The organism is Arthrobacter yangruifuii (assembly GCF_009192775.1).
Taxonomy (GTDB): Bacteria; Actinomycetota; Actinomycetes; order Actinomycetales; family Micrococcaceae; genus Arthrobacter_B; species Arthrobacter_B yangruifuii.
This window is the reverse complement of sequence record NZ_VTFX01000007.1, coordinates 1-20958: the sequence shown is the minus strand read 5'-3', so window position 1 is coordinate 20958 and position 20958 is coordinate 1. Positions and strand designations below refer to the sequence as shown.

General features: G+C 65.8%; 18 protein-coding genes. 11 read left to right on the top strand and 7 right to left on the bottom strand.

Going from position 1 to position 20958, the window contains the following annotated elements; all coding sequences use genetic code 11:
* Positions 1-77: 77 nt before the first annotated feature.
* The gene (locus tag GD627_RS15920) at positions 78-395 is read right to left on the bottom strand and encodes a hypothetical protein (RefSeq protein ID WP_152273363.1); all 318 of its coding nucleotides are present in this window, start codon (positions 393-395) and stop codon (positions 78-80) included.
* A gap of 124 nt (positions 396-519) precedes the next feature.
* Here GD627_RS15920 and GD627_RS15915 point away from each other — a divergent pair, with 124 nt between their 5' ends.
* Positions 520-1488: a 2-hydroxyacid dehydrogenase gene (locus GD627_RS15915; RefSeq protein ID WP_152273362.1), complete on the top strand. Its 969-nt coding sequence runs from the start codon at positions 520-522 to the stop codon at positions 1486-1488.
* Positions 1489-1494: 6 nt separating this feature from the next.
* Here the strand turns inward: GD627_RS15915 and GD627_RS15910 are convergent, their stop codons facing one another.
* Positions 1495-1974, bottom strand: a complete 480-nt coding sequence (locus GD627_RS15910) for a hypothetical protein (RefSeq protein WP_246165572.1) — start codon at positions 1972-1974, stop codon at positions 1495-1497.
* Between the two features lie 150 nt (positions 1975-2124).
* Here GD627_RS15910 and ilvD point away from each other — a divergent pair, with 150 nt between their 5' ends.
* From ilvD to metG, 6 genes are all read left to right on the top strand, one after another.
* Positions 2125-3828, top strand: a complete 1704-nt coding sequence (gene ilvD, locus GD627_RS15905; protein ID WP_152273361.1) for a dihydroxy-acid dehydratase — start codon at positions 2125-2127, stop codon at positions 3826-3828.
* Positions 3829-4275: 447 nt separating this feature from the next.
* Positions 4276-6183, top strand: coding sequence for an acetolactate synthase large subunit (locus tag GD627_RS15900; RefSeq protein ID WP_152273360.1), 1908 nt, complete (start codon positions 4276-4278; stop codon positions 6181-6183).
* A 3-nt stretch (positions 6184-6186) separates the two neighbouring features.
* Positions 6187-6699 (top strand): acetolactate synthase small subunit, encoded by a 513-nt coding sequence (gene ilvN, locus GD627_RS15895; RefSeq protein ID WP_146361580.1) that lies wholly within the window; start codon positions 6187-6189, stop codon positions 6697-6699.
* Positions 6700-6747: 48 nt separating this feature from the next.
* Positions 6748-7773: a ketol-acid reductoisomerase gene (ilvC, locus tag GD627_RS15890; RefSeq protein WP_152273359.1), complete on the top strand. Its 1026-nt coding sequence runs from the start codon at positions 6748-6750 to the stop codon at positions 7771-7773.
* 152 nt (positions 7774-7925) lie between these two features.
* The gene (serA, locus tag GD627_RS15885) at positions 7926-9521 is read left to right on the top strand and encodes a phosphoglycerate dehydrogenase (protein WP_152273358.1); all 1596 of its coding nucleotides are present in this window, start codon (positions 7926-7928) and stop codon (positions 9519-9521) included.
* A gap of 368 nt (positions 9522-9889) precedes the next feature.
* Positions 9890-11455, top strand: coding sequence for a methionine--tRNA ligase (metG, locus tag GD627_RS15880; RefSeq protein WP_152273357.1), 1566 nt, complete (start codon positions 9890-9892; stop codon positions 11453-11455).
* A gap of 54 nt (positions 11456-11509) precedes the next feature.
* Here the strand turns inward: metG and GD627_RS15875 are convergent, their stop codons facing one another.
* The 5 genes from GD627_RS15875 to GD627_RS15855 form a co-directional block, all read right to left on the bottom strand.
* The gene (locus GD627_RS15875) at positions 11510-12022 is read right to left on the bottom strand and encodes a hypothetical protein (RefSeq protein ID WP_152273356.1); all 513 of its coding nucleotides are present in this window, start codon (positions 12020-12022) and stop codon (positions 11510-11512) included.
* 111 nt (positions 12023-12133) lie between these two features.
* Positions 12134-14635, bottom strand: a complete 2502-nt coding sequence (locus tag GD627_RS15870; RefSeq protein ID WP_152273355.1) for an ABC transporter permease — start codon at positions 14633-14635, stop codon at positions 12134-12136.
* A gap of 2 nt (positions 14636-14637) precedes the next feature.
* Positions 14638-15408 (bottom strand): ABC transporter ATP-binding protein, encoded by a 771-nt coding sequence (locus tag GD627_RS15865; RefSeq protein WP_152273354.1) that lies wholly within the window; start codon positions 15406-15408, stop codon positions 14638-14640.
* Between the two features lie 166 nt (positions 15409-15574).
* Positions 15575-16309, bottom strand: a complete 735-nt coding sequence (locus tag GD627_RS15860) for a response regulator (protein WP_152273353.1) — start codon at positions 16307-16309, stop codon at positions 15575-15577.
* A 5-nt stretch (positions 16310-16314) separates the two neighbouring features.
* Positions 16315-17517, bottom strand: a complete 1203-nt coding sequence (locus GD627_RS15855) for a sensor histidine kinase (RefSeq protein ID WP_152273352.1) — start codon at positions 17515-17517, stop codon at positions 16315-16317.
* Between the two features lie 122 nt (positions 17518-17639).
* Here GD627_RS15855 and GD627_RS15850 point away from each other — a divergent pair, with 122 nt between their 5' ends.
* From GD627_RS15850 to GD627_RS16695, 4 genes are all read left to right on the top strand, one after another.
* Complete coding sequence (locus tag GD627_RS15850) at positions 17640-18704, top strand: 3-isopropylmalate dehydrogenase (RefSeq protein ID WP_152273351.1); 1065 nt, start codon at positions 17640-17642, stop codon at positions 18702-18704.
* Positions 18705-18766: 62 nt separating this feature from the next.
* Positions 18767-19873, top strand: a complete 1107-nt coding sequence (locus GD627_RS15845; RefSeq protein ID WP_152273350.1) for a branched-chain amino acid aminotransferase — start codon at positions 18767-18769, stop codon at positions 19871-19873.
* Positions 19874-19879: 6 nt separating this feature from the next.
* Positions 19880-20668, top strand: a complete 789-nt coding sequence (locus GD627_RS15840) for an MBL fold metallo-hydrolase (RefSeq protein WP_152273349.1) — start codon at positions 19880-19882, stop codon at positions 20666-20668.
* A 101-nt stretch (positions 20669-20769) separates the two neighbouring features.
* On the top strand, positions 20770-20958 hold a 189-nt coding region (locus GD627_RS16695), incomplete at its 3' end, for a hypothetical protein (protein WP_210250524.1).

Sequence of the window (20958 nt, the reverse complement as noted above, 5' to 3'; positions counted from 1 at the left end):
CAGCCATCAGCAACGACATGAAACATTACCAGTAGTTTCACCGGGGAATGAAATTACCCGGGTTTTTGTGTTCCGTTTCACGTTGTATCCCGGTCCGGGGTGGTTTCCGGATGCGGCAGGACCACCAGCTCGTCCGGAGTCCCGTTCCAGTCGGTGCTGTCGTCCACCACCCAGGTCCGGGAGGGAAGGATCGACGCCGGATCCGAAGTGGTCACCGTTGTGACGGCGTCGCGGGGGACGGGGGTGACCGGCAGGTCCGGATCCGGCACGCCGGCGGTGTCGATCCCTGCGGCCAGCCGCACGGCGCCGTGGCCCAGCAGCCGCTCCACCGCCGCCAGGACGGCTGCGGCGGACCCCACCCCAAGGGCTGTGAAGAGTAAGGACTTTCGAGTCACGGCGGCATCCTTCGATCGGCGGAAAGCACATTTCACGTTACGGCGGGCTCCTGCCGCTGTCCATAGCTGCGCGCCCCCGGGCACCGTCCCGCTCCGGCACCGAACACCGGTTACGCTGGCGGGCATGGCCGATATTGAATCCCGCAAGGTCCCGGTGCACACCCTGACCGTGCCCACGCCCGAACTCCTGGAAGCCCTGCAGCCGCTGCCCGAAGGCATGAACGCCGTCCTCTGGGACCTGGCAGGGGAGCCTGTCGGTGCGGCTTACGAAGCGATCGACGCCGTGGTTCTGCCCTATGCCAACGGCGCGGACCACGCCGACGCGCTGGCCAGGGTGCCGAACCTGGTGCTTCTGCAGGCACAGTCCACCGGGTATGACGGGCTGCCCGAACTGGTGGGCCGGCAGACGGCTATTGCCACTGCCGCGGGAGTCCATGCCGCTGCCACGGCGGAAATGGCCCTCACCCTGATCCTCGCCGCGCAGCGGGGGATCGACCAGGCGCTGAGCGCCCAGCACGAGGGCCGGTGGGAAGCGGTCCGCTATCCGGGACTCGCGGACCGCCGGGTGCTTCTGGTGGGGGTGGGCGGAATCGGCCGCGAGATAGCCGCCCGGCTTCGCCCGTTCGACGTCGAACTCACGCGGGTGGGCAGCACCGCCCGGACCGACGACGACGGCGCGGTGCACGGCACCGGGGAGCTGGCCGGCCTCGCCGCCGGGGCCGAGATCCTGGTGGTTATCACCCCGTTGAACGAGCAGACCCGCCACCTGATTGACGCCCGCGTCCTTTCCGCCCTGCCGGACGGAGCGCTGGTGGTCAATGTTGCCCGCGGCGCGGTGGTGGACAGCGAGGCCCTGACCAGGGAGGTGGTGTCCGGCCGGCTGCGTGCAGCCCTCGACGTCTTCGACCCGGAGCCCCTGCCCGCCGAACATCCCCTGAGGCAGGCACCCGGGGCCATTATTACTCCGCACTGGGGCGGAAACACTGCGGCGTTCGAGCCGCGGATCAAGGCCCTGCTGCGCGAACAGGTGCTGCGGCTGGCAGCAGGGAAAGAGCCGCTGAACCTGGTCCGGTCCGGCCAGTGGGGCGGATAGAGGCGCTTATGCCAGTTCCAGGTAAGAGGCCACGAAGGAACGGAAATCCTCCCAGTCGGCGGCCTGCTCCAGCAGGCGCTCGCCCTCTGAAGCGGTAGCCGGCAGCACGGCCTGCGGCTCGACGGCGAATTGGAACACGCGCCCGGTGCTCGTACCGACCTCGTAAGCCTCGGCATCCAGCTCATCCGTGTGGCTGAGGTTGGTGGTGTTCACCGACGTCGGAGCCTCGAGCCCCGCCAGGGTGTCCACGTCGAACGGAGCGAACACCACTTCGGCCGGGCGCCACCGGTAACCCAGCACATAGAAGCCGGTTTCCCCGTCGAGTCCCGGTGTGGCCAGCACCAGGTTGTAGTCACCGTAATTGGGAATCTGGGATTCGAAGACGCGGCGCAGCACCCGCTTCAGCTGGTCGCTGGTGCGGGTGCCGGACTCGGCTTCTGCGGCGGTAACTGCGTCCGGACGTGGAGATCCTGTATCCGATGTCATACCCCCAGTCTATGAACACCGTCCCCCCATTCGGGAAGCCCGGTCCTGCTGGGGGCATGAAGCTTCATCTGCCGTTCACAACCCGTAACAAGAGCTGTGCATGTCCGTCACAAGGGACGTCCATGCGGGCTTAAGTCTTACGATCTACCCATGAGCGGAGACAAAACACCGGATATCAAACCCCGCAGCCGAGTGGTCACGGACGGGATTCATGCGGCACCTGCCAGAGGCATGTTCCGAGCCGTGGGTATGGGCGACGACGACTTCGCCAAACCGCAGATCGGCATCGCCAGTTCCTGGAACGAAATCACCCCCTGCAACCTTTCACTGAACCGGCTGGCCCAGGGCGCCAAGGAAGGCGTCCATGCCGGCGGCGGGTTCCCGATGCAGTTCGGGACCATCTCCGTCTCGGACGGTATCTCCATGGGCCATGAGGGCATGCACTTCTCCCTGGTCTCGCGGGAAGTCATCGCCGATTCCGTGGAGACGGTCATGATGGCCGAGCGCCTGGATGGATCCGTGCTGCTGGCCGGCTGTGACAAGTCGCTGCCCGGCATGCTGATGGCCGCGGCACGCCTGGACCTCTCCAGCGTCTTCCTCTATGCCGGCTCGATCATGCCCGGCTTCGCCAAAATGGAAGACGGCACCGAGCGCGAAGTAACGCTTATTGACGCCTTCGAAGCCGTGGGTGCCTGCGCCGCGGGGAAGATGAGCCTGAAGGACCTGGATACGATCGAACGTGCCATCTGCCCCGGTGAAGGTGCCTGCGGCGGGATGTACACGGCCAACACCATGGCCTGCATCGGCGAGGCCCTTGGCATGTCGCTGCCCGGTTCCGCTGCACCGCCCTCAGCCGACCGCCGCCGTGACGAGTTCGCCCGCAAGTCCGGCGAAGCCGTGGTCAACCTGCTTCGCAAGGGCATCACCGCCCGCGACATCATGACCAAGAAGGCCTTCGAAAACGCCATTGCCGTCACCATGGCCTTCGGCGGCTCCACCAACGCCGTCCTGCACCTGCTCGCCATTGCCCGCGAAGCCGAAGTAGACCTCACGCTCGATGACTTCAACCGCATTGGCGACAAGATCCCGCATCTGGGGGACCTGAAGCCGTTCGGCCGCTACGTCATGTTCGACGTCGACAAGATCGGCGGCGTGCCGGTGATCATGAGGGCCCTGCTCGACGCCGGGCTCATCCACGGCGACTGCCTCACCGTCACCGGCAAGACCGTCGCGGAGAACCTCGCTGCGATCAACCCGCCGGACCCGGACGGCAAGGTGCTCCGCGCCATGGACAACCCGATCCACAAGACCGGCGGCATCACCGTCCTGAAGGGCTCCATGGCTCCCGAAGGCGCCGTCGTGAAGAGCGCAGGCTTCGACGCCGACGTCTTCGAAGGCACCGCGCGCGTCTTCGAACGTGAACAGGGAGCCCTGGACGCCCTCGACGCCGGCGAAATCTCCGCCGGCGACGTCGTCGTCATCCGCTACGAAGGCCCCAAGGGCGGACCGGGCATGCGCGAAATGCTCGCCATCACCGGTGCCATCAAGGGCGCCGGCCTGGGCAAGGATGTCCTGCTGCTTACCGACGGCCGGTTCTCGGGCGGTACCACCGGCCTGTGTATCGGGCATGTGGCTCCCGAAGCCGTGGACGGCGGTCCCATCGCCTTCGTGAAGGACGGGGACCGGATCCGCGTGGACATTGCCGCCCGCAGCTTCGACCTGCTGGTGGACCCCGAAGAGCTGGAAGCCCGCAGGGTGGGCTGGCAGCCGCTGCCGGCCAAGTTCACCAAGGGCGTCCTGGCCAAGTACGCCAAGATGGTCAACTCGGCGTCCACCGGGGCGTACTGCGGCTGATAGGCCTCCCCAATCGTCAGGCGCTGGAGCGCCTGACGATTGGGGCCCCTAAGGCCTTGCAGCCTTATTAAGCCCTGCCGCCACGGTGCCACGTCCAGATCGCCGACACTGTGCCCCGTCGCCGCGGTGGGAAGGGCATCCAAACCCTGGACCGAAGGTCCACATAGTGAGACGGGCGTCTCAATAGATTGACACCCCCGCAGGGGACCGCAAGACTGAACGGTATGCAGATCGTACCCGTCGTCCTTATCAAGCGCGTGGCCTAACAGCCCGACTTGTCTAAGACGTCACGCGCGAACCCCTACGGAGCCCACAGGCACGAGGGGTTTTTTTATTGGCAGAGTTCCTCGTGGCCCTGCCGAACACGGAAGCCGTACCGGGCACCACCCGGGCCGGCCGTCGCATGACCGCACTGACCATGGATTAGCATCCGCAAAGGAAGTTCCGATGAGTAAGGGATCGCCAGTCAGCCCTTCGCTGATGGCCTCAAGGGCACATGCCGCTTCACGCATGGCGGCCGCCAAAACCAAAGACGTGCCCGGATCCGGTCCGGCTTCTGCCGAAGCCGCGGATGAGCGCATCCAGGGGCCCAATAATGTTGTTCCGCCCACCGAGATGACCGGCTCGCAGGCCATTGTCCGCTCGCTTGAGGAACTCGGCGTCAACGAGGTTTTCGGGCTTCCCGGCGGCGCCATCCTGCCCACCTACGATCCGCTGATGGATTCGACGAAAATCCGGCACATCCTGGTGCGCCATGAGCAGGGTGCGGGCCACGCTGCCGAAGGCTACGCCATGGTGACCGGACGCGCGGGTGTCTGCATCGTGACCTCGGGGCCCGGCGCCACCAACCTTGTCACCGCTATTGCCGATGCGCACATGGATTCGGTCCCGATGGTTGCCATCACCGGGCAGGTCTCCAGCGCGTTCATCGGGTCGGACGCCTTCCAGGAAGCGGACATCGTGGGCATCACCATGCCCATCACCAAGCACTCCTACCTGGTGACCGACGCCGCCGACATTCCCCGCGTGCTCGCCGAGGCCTTCCACATTGCGACGTCGGGACGGCCCGGTCCGGTCCTCGTCGACATTGCCAAGGACGCGCAGCAGGCCAAGACCACCTTCTCCTGGCCGCCGAAGATCGATCTGCAGGGCTACCGCACCGTGGTCCGCGGACACTCCAAGCAGGTGCGCGAAGCAGCCCGCCTCATCGCGGCCGCACACCGGCCGGTGTTCTACGTGGGCGGCGGCGTGCTCAAAGCCAACGCATCCGCCGAACTCCTCGAACTGGCCGAACTGGTGGGCGCTCCGGTGGTCACCACCCTGATGGCCCGCGGCGTTTTCCCCGACTCGCACCCGCAGCACGTCGGCATGCCCGGCATGCACGGCTCGGTGTCCGCCGTGACCGCCCTGCAGCAGTCCGACCTGCTGATCACCCTCGGTGCCCGTTTCGATGACCGGGTCACCGGGGTGCTCAGCTCCTTCGCGCCCGGCGCCAAGGTCATCCACGCGGACATTGACCCGGCGGAAATCTCCAAGAACCGGCCGGCGGACGTGCCGATTGTCGGTTCGGTGAAGGAAATCCTGCCCGAGCTGACCGACGCCGTGCGCGGACAGTTCGACGCCGGGAAACCGGACATCTCCGCGTGGTGGGCCGTCCTGGACCGGCTGCGTGACACCTATCCCATCGGCTACGCCGAGCCCGAAGACGGGCTGATTGCCCCGCAGAAGGTCATTGAACGCATCGGCGCACTGACCGGACCCGAAGGCGTGTACGTGGCCGGCGTGGGCCAGCACCAGATGTGGTCCGCCCAGTTCATCAAGTACGAACGCCCCCGGGCCTGGCTGAACTCCGGCGGTCTGGGCACCATGGGCTACTCCGTACCGGCAGCCATGGGCGCCAAGGTCGGTAACCCTGACCGCGTGGTCTGGGCCATCGACGGCGACGGCTGCTTCCAGATGACCAACCAGGAACTGGCCACCTGCCTGATCAACAACATCCCCATCAAGGTCGCCATCATCAACAACTCCTCGCTGGGCATGGTCCGGCAGTGGCAGACCCTCTTCTACGAGTCCCGCTACTCCAACACGGACCTCAACACCGGGCATGACACCGTGCGGATTCCGGACTTCGTGAAGCTCGCCGAGGCCTACGGCTGCGCAGGCCTGCGCTGCGAACGCGACGAGGACATCGACGCGACCATCGCGCAGGCACTGGAGATCAACGACCGGCCCGTCGTCATCGACTTCGTGGTCAGCCGCGACTCCATGGTGTGGCCGATGGTCCCCACCGGCGTCAGCAATGACCTGATCCAGATTGCCCGCAACATGACCCCGATCTGGGAAGAGGAGGACTAGGACATGGCCCGCCACACCCTTTCCGTGCTGGTAGAAGACGTTCCCGGCGTGCTGACCCGCGTCGCCTCGCTGTTTGCCCGCCGGGCGTTCAACATCAATTCCCTGGCTGTGGGCCCCACGGAGGTGCCGGGCATGTCCCGCATCACCGTGGTGGTCGACGCTGAAGGTGACCTCCTCGAGCAGGTCACCAAACAGCTGAACAAGCTCGTCAACGTCATCAAGATTGTCGAGCTGGTTCCCGATTCCTCCGTGCAGCGGGACCACATCCTGGTCAAGGTCCGCGCGGACGCCGCAACACGGCTGCAGGTAACCCAGGCAGCCGAGCTGTTCCGCGCCTCGATAGTGGACGTCTCCACCGACTCAGTCATTGTCGAGGCAACCGGCACCGCCGAGAAACTCACCGCACTCCTCGCAGTGCTTGAGCCCTTCGGCATCCGCGAAATAGTCCAATCCGGAACGCTGGCCGTTGCCCGCGGCTCAAAGTCCATGAGCGACCGCGCGCTGCGCAGCGCGTGAGTTCCACCCAGACCCCTAAGCCTCAAAAACCAGTAGGAGATAACCACAGTGACTGACATGTACTACGACGACGACGCCGATCTGTCCATCATCCAGGGCCGCACCGTGGCCGTCATCGGCTACGGCAGCCAGGGCCACGCCCACGCCCTTAGCCTGCGTGACTCCGGCGTTGACGTCCGTGTTGGCCTCAAGGAAGGCTCCGCGTCCCGTGCCAAGGCGGAGGCCGAGGGCCTGCGCGTACTCAACGTGGCCGACGCCGTCGCCGAAGCCGACCTGATCATGGTCCTCACGCCGGACCAGGTCCAGCGCTTTGTGTACGCCGAGGAGATCGCTCCGAACCTGCAGTCCGGTGACGCGCTGTTCTTCGGCCACGGATTCAACATCCGCTACGGCTACATCCAGCCGCCGGCCGACGTCGACGTCGCCCTGGTCGCACCCAAGGGGCCGGGCCACATTGTGCGCCGCGAATTCGAAGCAGGCCGCGGCGTCCCCGACCTGATTGCCGTGGAGCAGAACGCGTCCGGCAAGGCCAAGGAACTGGCGCTGTCCTACGCCAAGGCCATCGGCGGCACCCGTGCCGGCGTCATTGAAACCACCTTCACCGAAGAGACCGAAACGGATCTCTTCGGTGAGCAGGCCGTGCTCTGCGGCGGCGCCTCGCAGCTGGTCCAGTACGGTTTCGAAACCCTCACCGAGGCCGGCTACCAGCCGGAGGTGGCGTACTTCGAGGTGCTGCACGAACTGAAGCTCATTGTTGACCTCATGGTGGAAGGCGGCATCGCCAAGCAGCGCTGGAGCGTTTCCGACACCGCCGAATACGGGGACTACGTTTCCGGTCCGCGGGTGATCGACGAGAGCGTCAAGGAAAACATGAAGGCCGTCCTGGCCGACATCCAGAACGGCGCCTTCGCCAAGCGCTTCATCGACGATCAGGATGCCGGCGCACCCGAATTCAAGGGACTGCGCCAGAAGGGTGAGGACCACCCGATCGAGGCCACCGGCCGCGAACTGCGCAAGCTCTTCTCCTGGATCAAGAGCGATGACGACTACACCGAGGGCTCGGTTGCCCGCTAGCCGTCCGTAACAGAAGCACCGATTCGCGCAGCCCCCGGGGGCAGGCGCTAGGCTCGAAAAGCAAGCCGAATCGGCAAGGAGGCCGGACCCCACGGGTCCGGCCTCCTTGCGAATAACCCCACCTGAATCTTCCACAGCTAAAGAGGTCACCGGTGTCTGCCACCAAACCAGTCGTACTCCTCGCGGAGGAACTCTCGCCCGCCACCGTCGAGGCCCTCGGCCCCGATTTCGACATCCGCTCCACTGACGGCGCCGACCGCTCCCAGCTCCTCGCCGCGATCGCCGACGTCGACGCCATCCTGGTGCGCTCCGCCACGCAGGTGGACGCCGAAGCCATTGCCGCGGCGAAGAACCTCAAGGTCATTGCCCGTGCCGGAGTGGGCCTGGACAACGTGGACATCAAGGCAGCCACGCAGGCCGGCGTGATGGTGGTCAACGCGCCGACGTCGAACATCATCTCCGCCGCGGAACTGACCGTGGGGCACATTGTGTCCCTGGCCCGGAACATTCCGCAGGCCAGTGCCGCCCTGAAGAACGGCGAATGGAAGCGTTCCAAGTACAGCGGCATCGAACTGTTCGAGAAGAAAATCGGCATTATCGGCCTGGGCCGGATCGGCGCCCTGGTGGCCGCCCGGATGCAGGGCTTCGGCACCGAGATCCTCGCCTATGACCCGTACGTGACCTCCGCCCGCGCCGCCCAGCTCAATGTCCGCCTGGTGTCCCTGGATGAGCTGCTCGCCGAATCGGACTTCGTCACCATCCACATGCCCAAGACCCCGGAAACCGTGGGCATGCTTGGTGCAGAGGCGTTCGAGAAGATGAAGGACACCGCCTACGTGGTCAACGTGGCCCGCGGCGGGCTCGTGGATGAAGCGGCCCTGTATGAAGCACTGCAGGCGGGAAAGATCGCCGGCGCCGGCGTCGACGTGTTCGTGAAGGAACCCAGCACGGACCTGTCCTTCTTCGCCCTGGACAACGTCGTGGTTACCCCGCACCTTGGCGCTTCCACCGCCGAAGCCCAGGAAAAAGCCGGCATCTCCGTGGCGAAGTCGGTCCGCCTGGCCCTGGCCGGGGAACTGGTGCCCGACGCCGTGAACGTGGCCGGCGGCGTCATCGCCCAGGACGTCCGTCCGGGCATCCCGCTGATCGAAAAGCTGGGACGCATCTTCACCGCGCTGTCCCACGACTCGGTGACCGCCATCGACATCGAAGTGGCCGGCGAAATTGCGTCGCTCGACGTCAAGGCGCTGGAGCTGGCGGCGCTGAAGGGCATCTTCACCGACATCGTCTCCGAGCAGGTCTCCTACGTGAACGCTCCGGTGCTGGCGGAGCAGCGCGGCATCGAGGTCCGGCTGCTGACCACCCCTGACGTGGATGACTACCGGAACCTGCTGACCATCCGCGGCGCCCTCTCCGACGGCAGCCGCCTGGAGGTCTCCGGTACGCTCACCGGTCCCAAGCAGATCCAGAAGCTGGTGGGAGTGAACGGTTATGACCTGGAAATCCCCATCAGCGAGCACCTGATCGTCCTGATTTACCAGGATCGTCCCGGCGTCATCGGCGCACTGGGCCGCGTGCTGGGCGAGAAGGACATCAACATCGCCGGCATGCAGGTGGCCCGGAACTCCGAGGGCGGGCAGGCGCTGTCCCTGCTCACCGTGGACTCCTCCGTGCCGCAGGATGTGCTGGAAGCACTGAAGCTCGAAATCGGCGCCTCCGTGGCCCGCGAGGTGGACCTGCAGGACTAGCAGTACCGCGTCCGGGACCGGTTCCGCCATCGCGGGACCGGTCCTGCGCGTTTAACGACATCGCCGGATGGATCCTGCCGCTGCTCCTGCTCCTGCTTCTCCTCCTGCTGCCTCCCGCTACCGGCGGAACCGGGCCAAGGCAGCAACTGAAATTACCCTCGCGGTGCTCGTCGCCATCTGCGGCACGGCCTGGTTCGGGGTGTTGGGCTACGGGCGCGGCTGGACGCCAGGACCTGGGCGTTGTAGTGGCCCTGACAGCTTGGGTTACCGCGGTCATCCCCACGGGGGCACTGCCCGGCCTGGGCTACATGGACCGGTTCGATACGGCTGAATACCCGTCCCCGGCTGAAACAGGGTAATTTTCTTATGTGACTTCTTCCGATTCCAAGACCCCGTTCTACATCACCACCGCCATCTCCTACCCCAACGGTGAACCCCACATCGGGCACGCCTACGAACACATCGCCACCGACGCCATGGCCCGCTTCAAGCGGCTTGACGGCTATGACGTGTTCTTTATGACGGGTACGGACGAGCACGGACTGAAGATGCAGCAGTCCGCGGACAAGGAAGGCATTACCGCCAAGGAACTCGCGGACCGCAACTCCGCCGCCTTTCTGCAGATGGAAGCGGACATGGGCACCTCCTATGACCGGTTCATCCGCACCACGGATGCCGACCATTACGCTGCAGCGCAGGCCATCTGGAAGCGGATGGAGGAGAACGGTGACATCTACCTCTCCAAGTACTCCGGCTGGTACTCCGTCCGGGACGAGGCGTACTACACCGAGGATGAAACCGAAGTCCGCGAGGACGGTGTGCGCTACTCCAAGGAGACCGACACCGAGGTGACCTGGACCGAGGAGGAAAGCTACTTCTTCCGCCTCTCCGCCTACCAGGACCGGCTGCTGGCCCTGTACGAGTCCCAGCCGGACTTCGCGGCACCCCGCTCGCGGTTCAACGAGGTGATCAGCTTCGTCAAGGGCGGACTGGAGGACCTCTCCATCTCCCGCACCACCTTTGACTGGGGAGTGCCGGTGCCCGGCAACCCGGACCACGTGATGTATGTGTGGGTGGACGCCCTGACCAACTACCTCACCGGCGTCGGCTTCCCCGACACCGAGAGCGAGACTTTCAAGAAGTATTGGCCGGCCGATGTCCACGTCATCGGCAAGGACATCTCCCGCTTCCACGCCATTTTCTGGCCGGCCTTCCTGATGTCCGCCAAGCTCAAACTGCCCAAACGGATCATGATCCACGGCTTCCTGCACAACAAGGGCGTCAAGATGTCCAAGTCCCTGGGCAACGTGGTGGCACCAAAGGAGTGGGCGGACCAGTACGGGCTGGATTCCGTGCGGTTCTTCCTGCTGCGGGAGGTGCCCTTCGGCGGTGACGGCTCCTACAGCCATGACGCCGTCGTGGGCCGGATGAACTCCGACCTCGCCAACAACCTGGGCAACCTCGCCCAGCGCTCGCTGTCCATGGTGGCGAAGAACTGCGGGGGAGCGGTACCGCAGCCCGGTGCTTTGACGCCGGAGGATACTGCCCTGCTGGAAGCAGCCGGAAACCTGCTGCAGATCTCCCGCGAGGCGTACGACGTCCAGGACTTCCACGGTGCGCTGGAAGCCACGTGGAAGGTCCTCGGTGACACCAACGCCTACTTCGCCGAGCAGGCGCCGTGGGTGCTGCGGAAGACCGACGTCGAACGCATGAACACCGTACTGTACGTGACGTTGGAGGTGCTGCGCATCGTGGCCATCCTGATCCAGCCCGTGATGCCGGACAGTGCGGCCAAGCTGCTGACCGTGCTGGGCCAGGACGACGACGCCGCGCGGCAGTTCAGCGCGATCGGCACGCCGCTGGTGCCGGGAACTGAGCTGCCGGCACCCACGCCGATCTTCCCGAAGTACGAGGAACCGGCCGAACAGGCCTAAGATCCAAAAACACCCCCGGCAGGTTGCCGGGGGTGTTTTTGCATCCTGCGCAGGTCAGATGGATTCGGCGGAGCCGAGGAACCGCTGCGCGGCCGTCCGTTCCATCACACCGGCCACGTCTTCCTGCTGACGTCGGGCGGTTTCGGTGAGTTCCCGCAGCCGCGCCGTATTGAACCGGTGATCCGTGGCGGAAAGCACCAGCAGGGTCCGCCAGAGAGATTCCTTCATCCGCACCAGGGACTGCAGGGACTCAAGCTCCAGCTGCCCCGTGGCGCCGCCGCCGGTGCTGAGCGGATTCAGCGGACCCAGCTTGCCTGCTGCGGCCCCTACCGCGGCAGCCGCGGCCTTGACCTTGCTGCGGGAATAGCCCAGGGCATGGATCAGGGATTCCAGCTCGTCGCGTTCATCGGAGATCTCTTCCACGAGTCGGGCGAAGGTTTCCTCATAGGGGGACCCTTCCCAGGTGCGCTGCGCGGCTGTGAAAAGGCGGACACCCGTCTCTGCCCCGACCAGATGGTCGTCCAGGTAGGCGGCCAGTGATTCGTGTTCCGTCTGGGACTGCTGCATGTGCTCTCCTCACGTTGTCCGGATGCATCTCGTCGCGCCGGCCGAAATCAGCCTGCTTAGTAATTCATCCTGTTCAGTATCCTTGCAGATCCGCGGCCGGACCGCGAGGAGCTAGTCCGCGGCCAGCCCGGCCACGGGGGAGAGCCGGGCCGCACGCCGGGCAGGAAGCACCGAGGCAGCGAGTCCCGCCAGGAGCGCCACGGCCAGGACGGCGAGCAGCTGCAGCCACGGCAGCGACAACGCCACGGTGGTAAAGGAACCCAGCGCGGATTCCGCTCCCAGCCAGCCGTACAGCGAGCCCAGGACGCTGCCCATCAGGGCGGCCACCCCGGCAATCAGCACGGCTTCCAGGGCAAGCATGCCGCGCAGCTGTCCCCGGGTCAGGCCCAGTGCGCGCAGCAGCGAGGATTCGCGGGTGCGTTCCAGTACAGACAGGGAGAGGGTGTTGGCCACACCCACCAGGGCAATCACCACTGCCACTCCCAGCAGCCCGGTGACCACCATCAGCAGGACGTTGATGATCTGCTCAAAAGCCCCCCGCTCAATGGCTGAACCGGAGACTGCGTAGTCCTCCACGTCCACCGCCGCGGCAAGGTCGGTGCGCAGGTCCATCAGCTCGTTGGTGTTCAGGCCGTCCGCCACGGCCAGCCACAGCTGCGGCTGCACAGGATAGGTATCCGCGTCCGCCGCCGGCAGACCGCCGAGGGTTTCGGCAGTCTCGCTGCTGATCAGCGGCTGCAGCTGGCTGCTGTCCGAGACCACCACCTTCAGTTCGACGCTCTTGGCCGCTCCCTGAACCGTCAGGGTTTTCTCCGTGGTTCCCTGCGGCATCAGGATGACGCCTGACTCCAGTACCAGGGTGGAATCCTGCAGCACCTTCGCGGCGTCGGCCGGGTCCAGGGCATAGACACCGTACGGTCCGTACTCCGTCTCGGTCATGCCGGCCGGAGGCACCAGCACCGCTTCCTGCACACCCTTCACGGCACGGGCCGCGTCCTCGTCGGTGGAGGTAAACGGCGAGTCGTCAATGGGGCCGCTGATGCTCACATCGACCGGGTATTCCGCGGCCAGCACACCGTCCAGGGAGGTCCGGACGGTCGCAGCGCCGGTCATCATCATGGTCACCAGGGTGACGCCGATCAGCAGGGCGGAGGAAGTGGCGGAGGTGCGCTGGGGGTTGCGGACGGCGTTGAGGGCCGCCAGCTTGCCCGGCACACCCAACGGCGCCGCGATCCTGCCGACGGTGCGCACCAGGGACGGAACAAACAACGTGGCGCACATCAGCACGCCCACGAAGCTGAGCATCCCGCCGGGCAGGGCAATGAGCAGGTTCCCTTTTACCGCGCCGACGGCCAGCAGTGCGGCGCCGACGGCCAGCAGTACCACCCCGATGCCCAGGCGGACACGTCCACGTCGAGTTCCTGCACGGACGTCGTCCGCCGGACGCAGGGCTGCCAGGGGTGCAACGGCCGTGGCGGCGCGTGCCGGAACCAGCGAGGCCAGGACTGTCAGCGCGATGCCGACACCCAGCCCGGCGACAACGGCCAGGGGGGAGACCGACAGCGTTGCGAAGCCGCTCTCCGGGATGTTCTTCAGGTAGGCGATAATGCCGCCAACGAGTGCAATGGCTGCGAGGACTCCGGCAACTGACGCCACGATGCCGACGATCAGTGCTTCCACGATGACGGAGCGGCGGATCTGCGAGCGGGCGGCGCCAATGCACCGGAGGAGGGCGAGTTCCCGCGTGCGCTGGGCCACCAGCACGGAGAAGGTATTGGAGACCACCAGGGCACAGACCAGCAGGGCCACGGCAGCGAAGGCCAGCAGAATGGTGGTGAGGATGTCCTCCCCTCCGGTGAAGGAGGCAACCACAGCATCCGTCTGTTCCTGCGCGGTGCGGACGTACACACCCTCCATGCCGCTGATGTCCTGCTGCAGTGCTGCGCGGACGTCCTCCACTGAGGCGCCGTCGGCCAGTGCCACCTGGATACTGGTGAAACCGGACTCGGGCTCACTGAACTCAGCCGCCGTGGCAGAGGTCGAATACAGCTGCGGGGTTCCCATGAGCTGCGGGTCCTTGGACGCGGACACCAGGGCAGTGACCGTAAGCTCGGCCGTTTGTTGCTCACCTGCTGGTTCATCGATAAAGGCCGTGAGGGGTAGCTTCGACCCCTCGGTCAGCTCCTGGCGCTCGGCGGTGTCCTTGTCCACGGCTACCTCGTTGTCGGCGACCGGGAGTGTTCCCTGGAGTACGTCCACGGGGAAGAGGTCCGCGTGCTCGGAGGTGTTGCCCAGCTGGGCGACGTTCAGGTCCTTGCCGAAGGCGACGTAGGACTGCCGGGCCGCGTAGATGCCCTCCACGCCGGGGGTGTCCCGGACCTGGGCGGCGGTGTCTTCATCCAATACGGCTGCGTCCGCACTGTACATATCGCTGGTGACGAGCAGATCGGCGTTCCGGTACGCCTCGCCCACGCTCTGCGTCAGCGAGGCCTTGGACGAGGAATTGATGATGAGGGTGGCAGTGAGGAAACCGACGGCAATCAGCACCGCCAGGGAAACGGCGATGAACCGCCGGGCATTCAGGCGCACCTGCGCCAGGGCTACCTGCAGCATGCCTATGCCCCCAGCTGGGTGAGGGCGGCGAGCACGGACTCGGGGGTCGGCTGCGCCAGTTCCCCGACCAGCTCGCCGTCGTTCATCAGGACCACTCGGTCAGCGTAGGAAGCGGCCACGGGATCGTGGGTGACCATGATGATGCTCTGGCCGAACTCCTTGGTGGAGCGGCGAAGGAGCGAGAGCACTTCGGCACCGGACTTGGAATCCAGGTTGCCGGTGGGCTCGTCGCCGAAGAGTACATGCGGGCGGGTCAGCAGAGCCCGGGCCACGGCCACGCGCTGCTGCTGTCCGCCGGAAAGCTCATGCGGACGGTGCCGGAGCCGGTCCCGCAGGCCGAGGGTTTCGGTGATGAAGTCCAGCCATTCACGGTCCACGGTGCCGTTGGCCAGGGACACCGGCAGCGTGATGTTCTGCTCCGCGGTCAGCGTGGGCACCAGGTTGAAGGACTGGAACACGAATCCCACGCTGTCGCGGCGCAGACGGGTGAGCTCGGCATCCTTCAGCCCGGTGATTTCGGTGCCGCCGACCCAGATGCGGCCCGAGTCTGAAGTGTCCAGGCCCGCGAGGCAGTGCATCAGTGTGGATTTGCCGGAACCGGAGGGACCCATGATGGCGGTGAACGTACCGGTTTCGAAGCTGACGTCCACGTCCTTCAGGGCGTGGACGCGGGTGTCACCGGTTCCGTAGGTCTTGTTCAGGAGCTGTGCGGCGGCGGCGAGACGCGGTTTTCCGGCGCCGGCGGCAGGGGAATGCTGTGCGAGTGATGTCATACCGCCACAGTATTGCCGAAGCGGATGCGGTTACATCGGAGGGCAGGAGGTCATTTTTCTCCGCGTCTCATACCGTGGGTGGAAGGCGGCCGGCCAGCCGGTAGGACTCTCGGAGCAGCTCGGACAGTTCATCCGGAGGCGGACGTCGTCAACCGTGACCATCTCCCTAGGGTGCGACAATCCCCGTCTCGTAGGCAATGACCACGGCGTGCACCCGGTCCCGCGCCTCCAGCTTGGCCAGGATGTGCCCCACGTGGGTTTTCACGGTCGCTTCGGACAGATACAGCTTCGCCGCGATCTCCGGATTGGAGAGTCCTTGGGCAATGAGGGTGAACACTTCGTGTTCCCGCGGTGTCAGGGAAGCAACGGCGGCGGCGTGCGGACTTCCCGGGCTGCCGGCAGTGCGCAGCAGCGGAGCAACGTGGTTCAGCAGGCGGCGCGTGGTGGAGGGGGCAATGACCGCGTCACCGCGGTGCACGGTGCGGATGGCTTCGAGCAGTTCCTCGGGCGGGGTGTCCTTGAGCAGGAAGCCGCTGGCGCCGGCCTGGATGGCGGAGAGCGCGTATTCGTCCAGGTCGAAGGTGGTCAGCACCACTACCTTGAGGTCCTCGTTCCGAACTCCGCCGGTGCCCGCCGCCAACAGCTTCGCGGTAGCCTCTATGCCGTCCATGCCCGGCATCCGGACATCCATCAGGACGACGTCGGCCCGTACCGCGGCCAGCGCTGCGAGGGCCTCGCGGCCGTTGCCTGCCTCGGCCACGACGTCCAGGTCAGGCTGGGAGTTGATCAGCATCCGGAATCCGCCCCGGACCAGCTGCTGGTCATCCACCAGCACAACCCGGATGGGTTCGGTGGAAGGGGATGGTGTTTCGGACGCGGCTGTCCAAGGGGTATCCGGCACTATGCCTAGGCCTCCGTGTAGGGGATGAATGCTTCAACGCGGAATCCTCCGCCGGCCGCCGGGGCGGCCTTCAGAGTTCCATCGTAGAGTGCCAGGCGTTCGCCCATCCCTTTGATGCCCTGGCCGCCGCCGTCGTCGTTGATGCCGGCTACTCCGGCGGCGGCGCCGTGCCCGTCGTCGCGAACGGTGAGGTCAAGACCCCGTGCGGACCACTTCAGCGCCACCTCTGCCCGGGCACGGTGTCCGGCGTGCTTGAGGACGTTGGTGAGGGATTCCTGGATGACCCGGTAAGCGGTGAGTTCCGCACCCGGGGGGAGCGGGCGGCGAGGCGCCCCCTCTGCTCGGACGGTGACCTCCACCCCGCCCCGCCGGACCGAGTCCACCAGCGCGTCCACGTCCGCGAGGGTGGGCAGGGGACGCGTGGAGGCCGCTTCATCGCCGCGGAGCACACCGAGGAGACGGCGCATCTCGCGCAGCGAGCCCCGCCCCGTTTCCGCAATGAGGCCCAGCGTTTTGGGCGCAATCTCCGGGTTTTCGGCGCTCGCATACCTGGCCCCGTCAGCCTGGGTGATGATCACGGAGAGCGAGTGGGCCACGATGTCATGCATTTCCCGGGCAATGTGGCTGCGCTCGTCGGCGGCTGCCAGGTCTCTTTCCTGCTGGCGTTCGACTTCGAGCCTGCGGGCCCGGTCTTCCAGGGCCTGCATGGCCAGGCGACGGGTACGGGCCAGGTCTCCGAAGGTCCAGGCGACAAGGACCACCGCTTCGATGGCGGTCAGGCCGACGCCGTATATCAGCACCTCTTGCGCATCCGTGATGTAGGGGAACTCAAAATACCGGAACAAAAAGAGAGCCCCGCCAGTGAGGGCCAGGGCCAGTCCGGCCAGACTTGCCCAGCGCGGTGCGAAGGCTGCCAGGGAGTACACGGTGACCAGCACGAAGATGTCTGCGGGCAGGCCGGTCACCGGGACCAGAAACAGCGAGAGGATGCATGCGGCGGCCTGGACTGCCGCACTGGCTACGGGCCGGCTGCGCCGCCACGCGAGCGTCATGCAGATGGCTGCGGAAAGGACGAACTCGATGAGGTACGCGCCCCCCGCCAAGAGGAACGGTACGGCGAAAAACAGGCTGCAGCCAAGGGCCTGCCATAGATCAACCTTGGCGCGGTTTGCCTGCATCCAGGCATAGATACGTCGGTGCAGGAGCATGATCATCAACTCTAGGGCTCGCAGCCTGCGCATGCGTCATACCGAGGGAGGAGACTGTATGCGGTGACCAGCATGTGAGATGGCTTGTTCAGTATCCGGACTATTTTCCTAGGATGGGCGGTATGAGCGAAGAACAGCCCGCAACCATTTCCCTGGCAGTCATCCCCGGCGACGGTATCGGCCCGGAAGTTACTGCCGAAGCGGTCAAGGTCCTTGAGAAGGCGACGGCGGCCGGTTCCGTCACGTTTGAACTGACAGAATACGAACTTGGGGCGGAGCACTGGCTCGCTACCGGCGAAACCCTCCCGGACGCAACGCTCGAGGCCATCAAGCAGCACGACGCCATCCTGTTCGGTGCCGTCGGGGCCGCACCGGGGGATACCGCCATTCCCTCCGGATTGATCGAGCGGGAACTGCTGTTGAAACTCCGCTTCAGCCTGGACCACTACGTGAACCTCCGTCCCTCCCGTCTGTACCCCGGCGTCGAAAGCCCCCTGGGCAATCCCGGAGAGGTCGACTTCATCGTGGTTCGCGAAGGCACCGAGGGGCCCTACGCGGGCAACGGGGGAGTACTGCGCGAGGGAACCCCGCAGGAAATCGCCACCGAGGTCTCGCTCAACACGGCCCACGGCGTCGAACGCGTGGTCCGGGACGCCTTCCGCCGAGCCTCCGCGCGCCCCCGGCGCAAGCTCACCCTGGTCCACAAGCACAATGTGCTGGTGAACGCCGGACGGCTGTGGAAGCGCACCGTCGAGAAGGTGGCCGAAGAGTTCCCCGAGGTCACGCACGACTACCTGCATGTGGACGCCGCGACCATCTTTATGGTGAGTGATCCCTCACGCTTCGACGTCATTGTCACCGACAACCTGTTCGGCGACATCATCACGGACCTGGCTGCCGCCATTACCGGGGGCATTGGCCTGGCCGCCTCCGGAAACCTCAATATGGACCGTACCTATCCGTCCATGTTCGAGCCCGTCCACGGTTCTGCCCCCGATATTGCGGGCCAGCAGAAGGCGGACCCCACCGCCGCCATCCTTTCCGCCGCACTCATGCTCCGGCATCTGGGCTTCGAGGCGGAGGCCGGCCGGGTGGAGGATGCCGTCGCTGCGGACATTGCGGCACGTACCGGTGCGCGCCGCTCGACGGCGGAGGTCGGCGATGCCATCGCCGCCGCGGTGTCATAAGCTCTGTACCAAACAACCAAGTAGTCGTAGAACGGGTCTTTGCCGTTCACCGTGGAGGAATCATGACCGTCAGCGCACTGGAATTCACCCAGGAGCTTTCCACCAACCCGAAGTCCGCCTCCGAGCGGGCCACCATCCTGGCCAACCCCGGATTCGGCGACTACTTCACCGACCACACCGCCGTTATTGACTGGAAGGCGGCCGAAGGCGGAGACGCCCAGTGGCAGAATGCCCGCATCGAGCCCTACGGACCCATCTCGATCGATCCGGCAGCCGGCGTCCTGCACTACGGTCAGGAAATTTTCGAGGGACTGAAGGTCTACCGCCACGCAGACGGCTCCGTAGTGAGCTTCCGTCCGGAGGCCAATGCTGCACGCCTGAACCTGTCCGCCCGCCGGCTCGCGCTGCCCGAACTTCCCGAGGAACTTTTCCTAGAGTCCATCCGCCGGCTGGTCGCCCTGGACCAGGACTGGATCCCGGACGGCGACGGTGCTGCCCTGTACCTGCGCCCGTTCATGATCGCCACCGAGGCGTTCCTGGGTGTCCGCCCGGCCCGTGAAGTGTCCTACCGTGTGATTGCCTCCCCGGCGGGGAACTACTTCGGCGGGGAACTGAAACCGGTCTCCATCTGGCTTTCCTCCAAGTATGCCCGGGCAGGACGCGGCGGCACCGGGGAAGCCAAGTGCGGCGGCAACTACGCGGCGTCGCTCATCGCCCAGATGGAAGGCGAAGCCAACGGCTGCAAGCAGGTGCTGTTCCTGGATGAGTTCAACGACAACGCCGTGGAAGAGCTGGGCGGCATGAACGTCTTCTTCGTTTTTGCTGACGGACGCCTGGTCACCCCTGCACTATCGGGCACCATCCTGCACGGCATCACCCGCTCGTCGGTGCTGCAGCTGGGCCGCGACCGCGGCATGGACGTCCAGGAACGCAAGATCACCCTGGACGAATGGCGCGACGGTGTCGCTTCCGGGGAAATCACCGAGGTCTTCGCCTGCGGCACCGCGGCGGTCATCACCCCGGTCGGCCAGCTCAAGTCCGAGACCGAGGTCATCGGGTCCGAGGACGCCAAGCCGGGCGAGGTCACCATGTCCATCCGCGAGCAGCTGCTCGGCATCCAGACCGGCACCGTGGAGGATACCCACGGCTGGCTCACCCGTCTGGTCTAGGCACCTATGCCCACGCTTTCGGAGTCCGGACTGGTCCGCAGCAGTGATCTGACCCGTGTACGGCTCGCGCCGAACCCGGGACCGATGTCACTGGACGGCACCAACAGCTATGTGGTGGCGGCCCCCGGATCCGGAAGCACGGTGGTGGTGGACCCCGGCCCGCAGGACGAAGAACACCTGCGGGGCCTGGCGGCGGCCGGTGTGGTGGAGCTGGTGCTCATCACCCACCGGCACGCCGACCACACCGAGGCCAGCCGCAGGTTTGCCGAACTGACCGGAGCCCCGGTGCGGGCGTTCGATCCGGCCTTTTGCGTGGACGGAGATCCGTTGGCGGCCGATGAACTGCTCTTCGCCGGCGGTGTGGACATCCGGGTGCTTGCGGCTCCCGGCCACACCTCGGATTCGGTCTGCTTCTGGCTTCCCGACGACGGCGCCAACGGTTCCATCCTCACCGGTGACACCATCCTGGGCCGGGGCACTACGGTGCTGGACTACCCCGATGGAACGCTGGGGGATTACCTGGCTACGCTCGACCGGCTGTCGGAACTGGGCCCGGCCACGGTCCTTCCCGGGCACGGGCCCGTCCAGCCGGACCTCAGCTCCCTGGTGTTGACCTACCGGGACCACCGCGAAGAACGGCTGGAGCAGATCCGGGCCGCCGTGGAGACCGTAGGACCGGATGCCCGGGCAGCAGAGGTGGCTGACCTGGTGTATTCGGATGTGCCGGCGAACGTCCGCGCCGCAGCGGAACTGTCTGTAGCCGCCCAGCTCGCATATCTGCGCAGCGGCAGCTAGGCGGTTCCTGCCGTCCAGTCCCTCAGCCGGGATGCGGGGCAGCGAATGTGACGAGGAAAACCGAACTCCGGCTTGCCCCGGCCGCCTGGGGGAGTCCTAAAATGGATGTATCAGCTGCAGGATCCGAGGAACTCAAATTCGGTTTCGGCCGGTTCCGAAGACCGTGCGGCGGATCACTTCGATCCGGTTTGCAAGGACCGGAAGCGATGTGTAAAGTAATTGGAGTCGCCGCGGCCGGGACGCTGGAAAAGCGCCCGAGCATGGCGGCCAAACCCACCAAAAAACCTGAG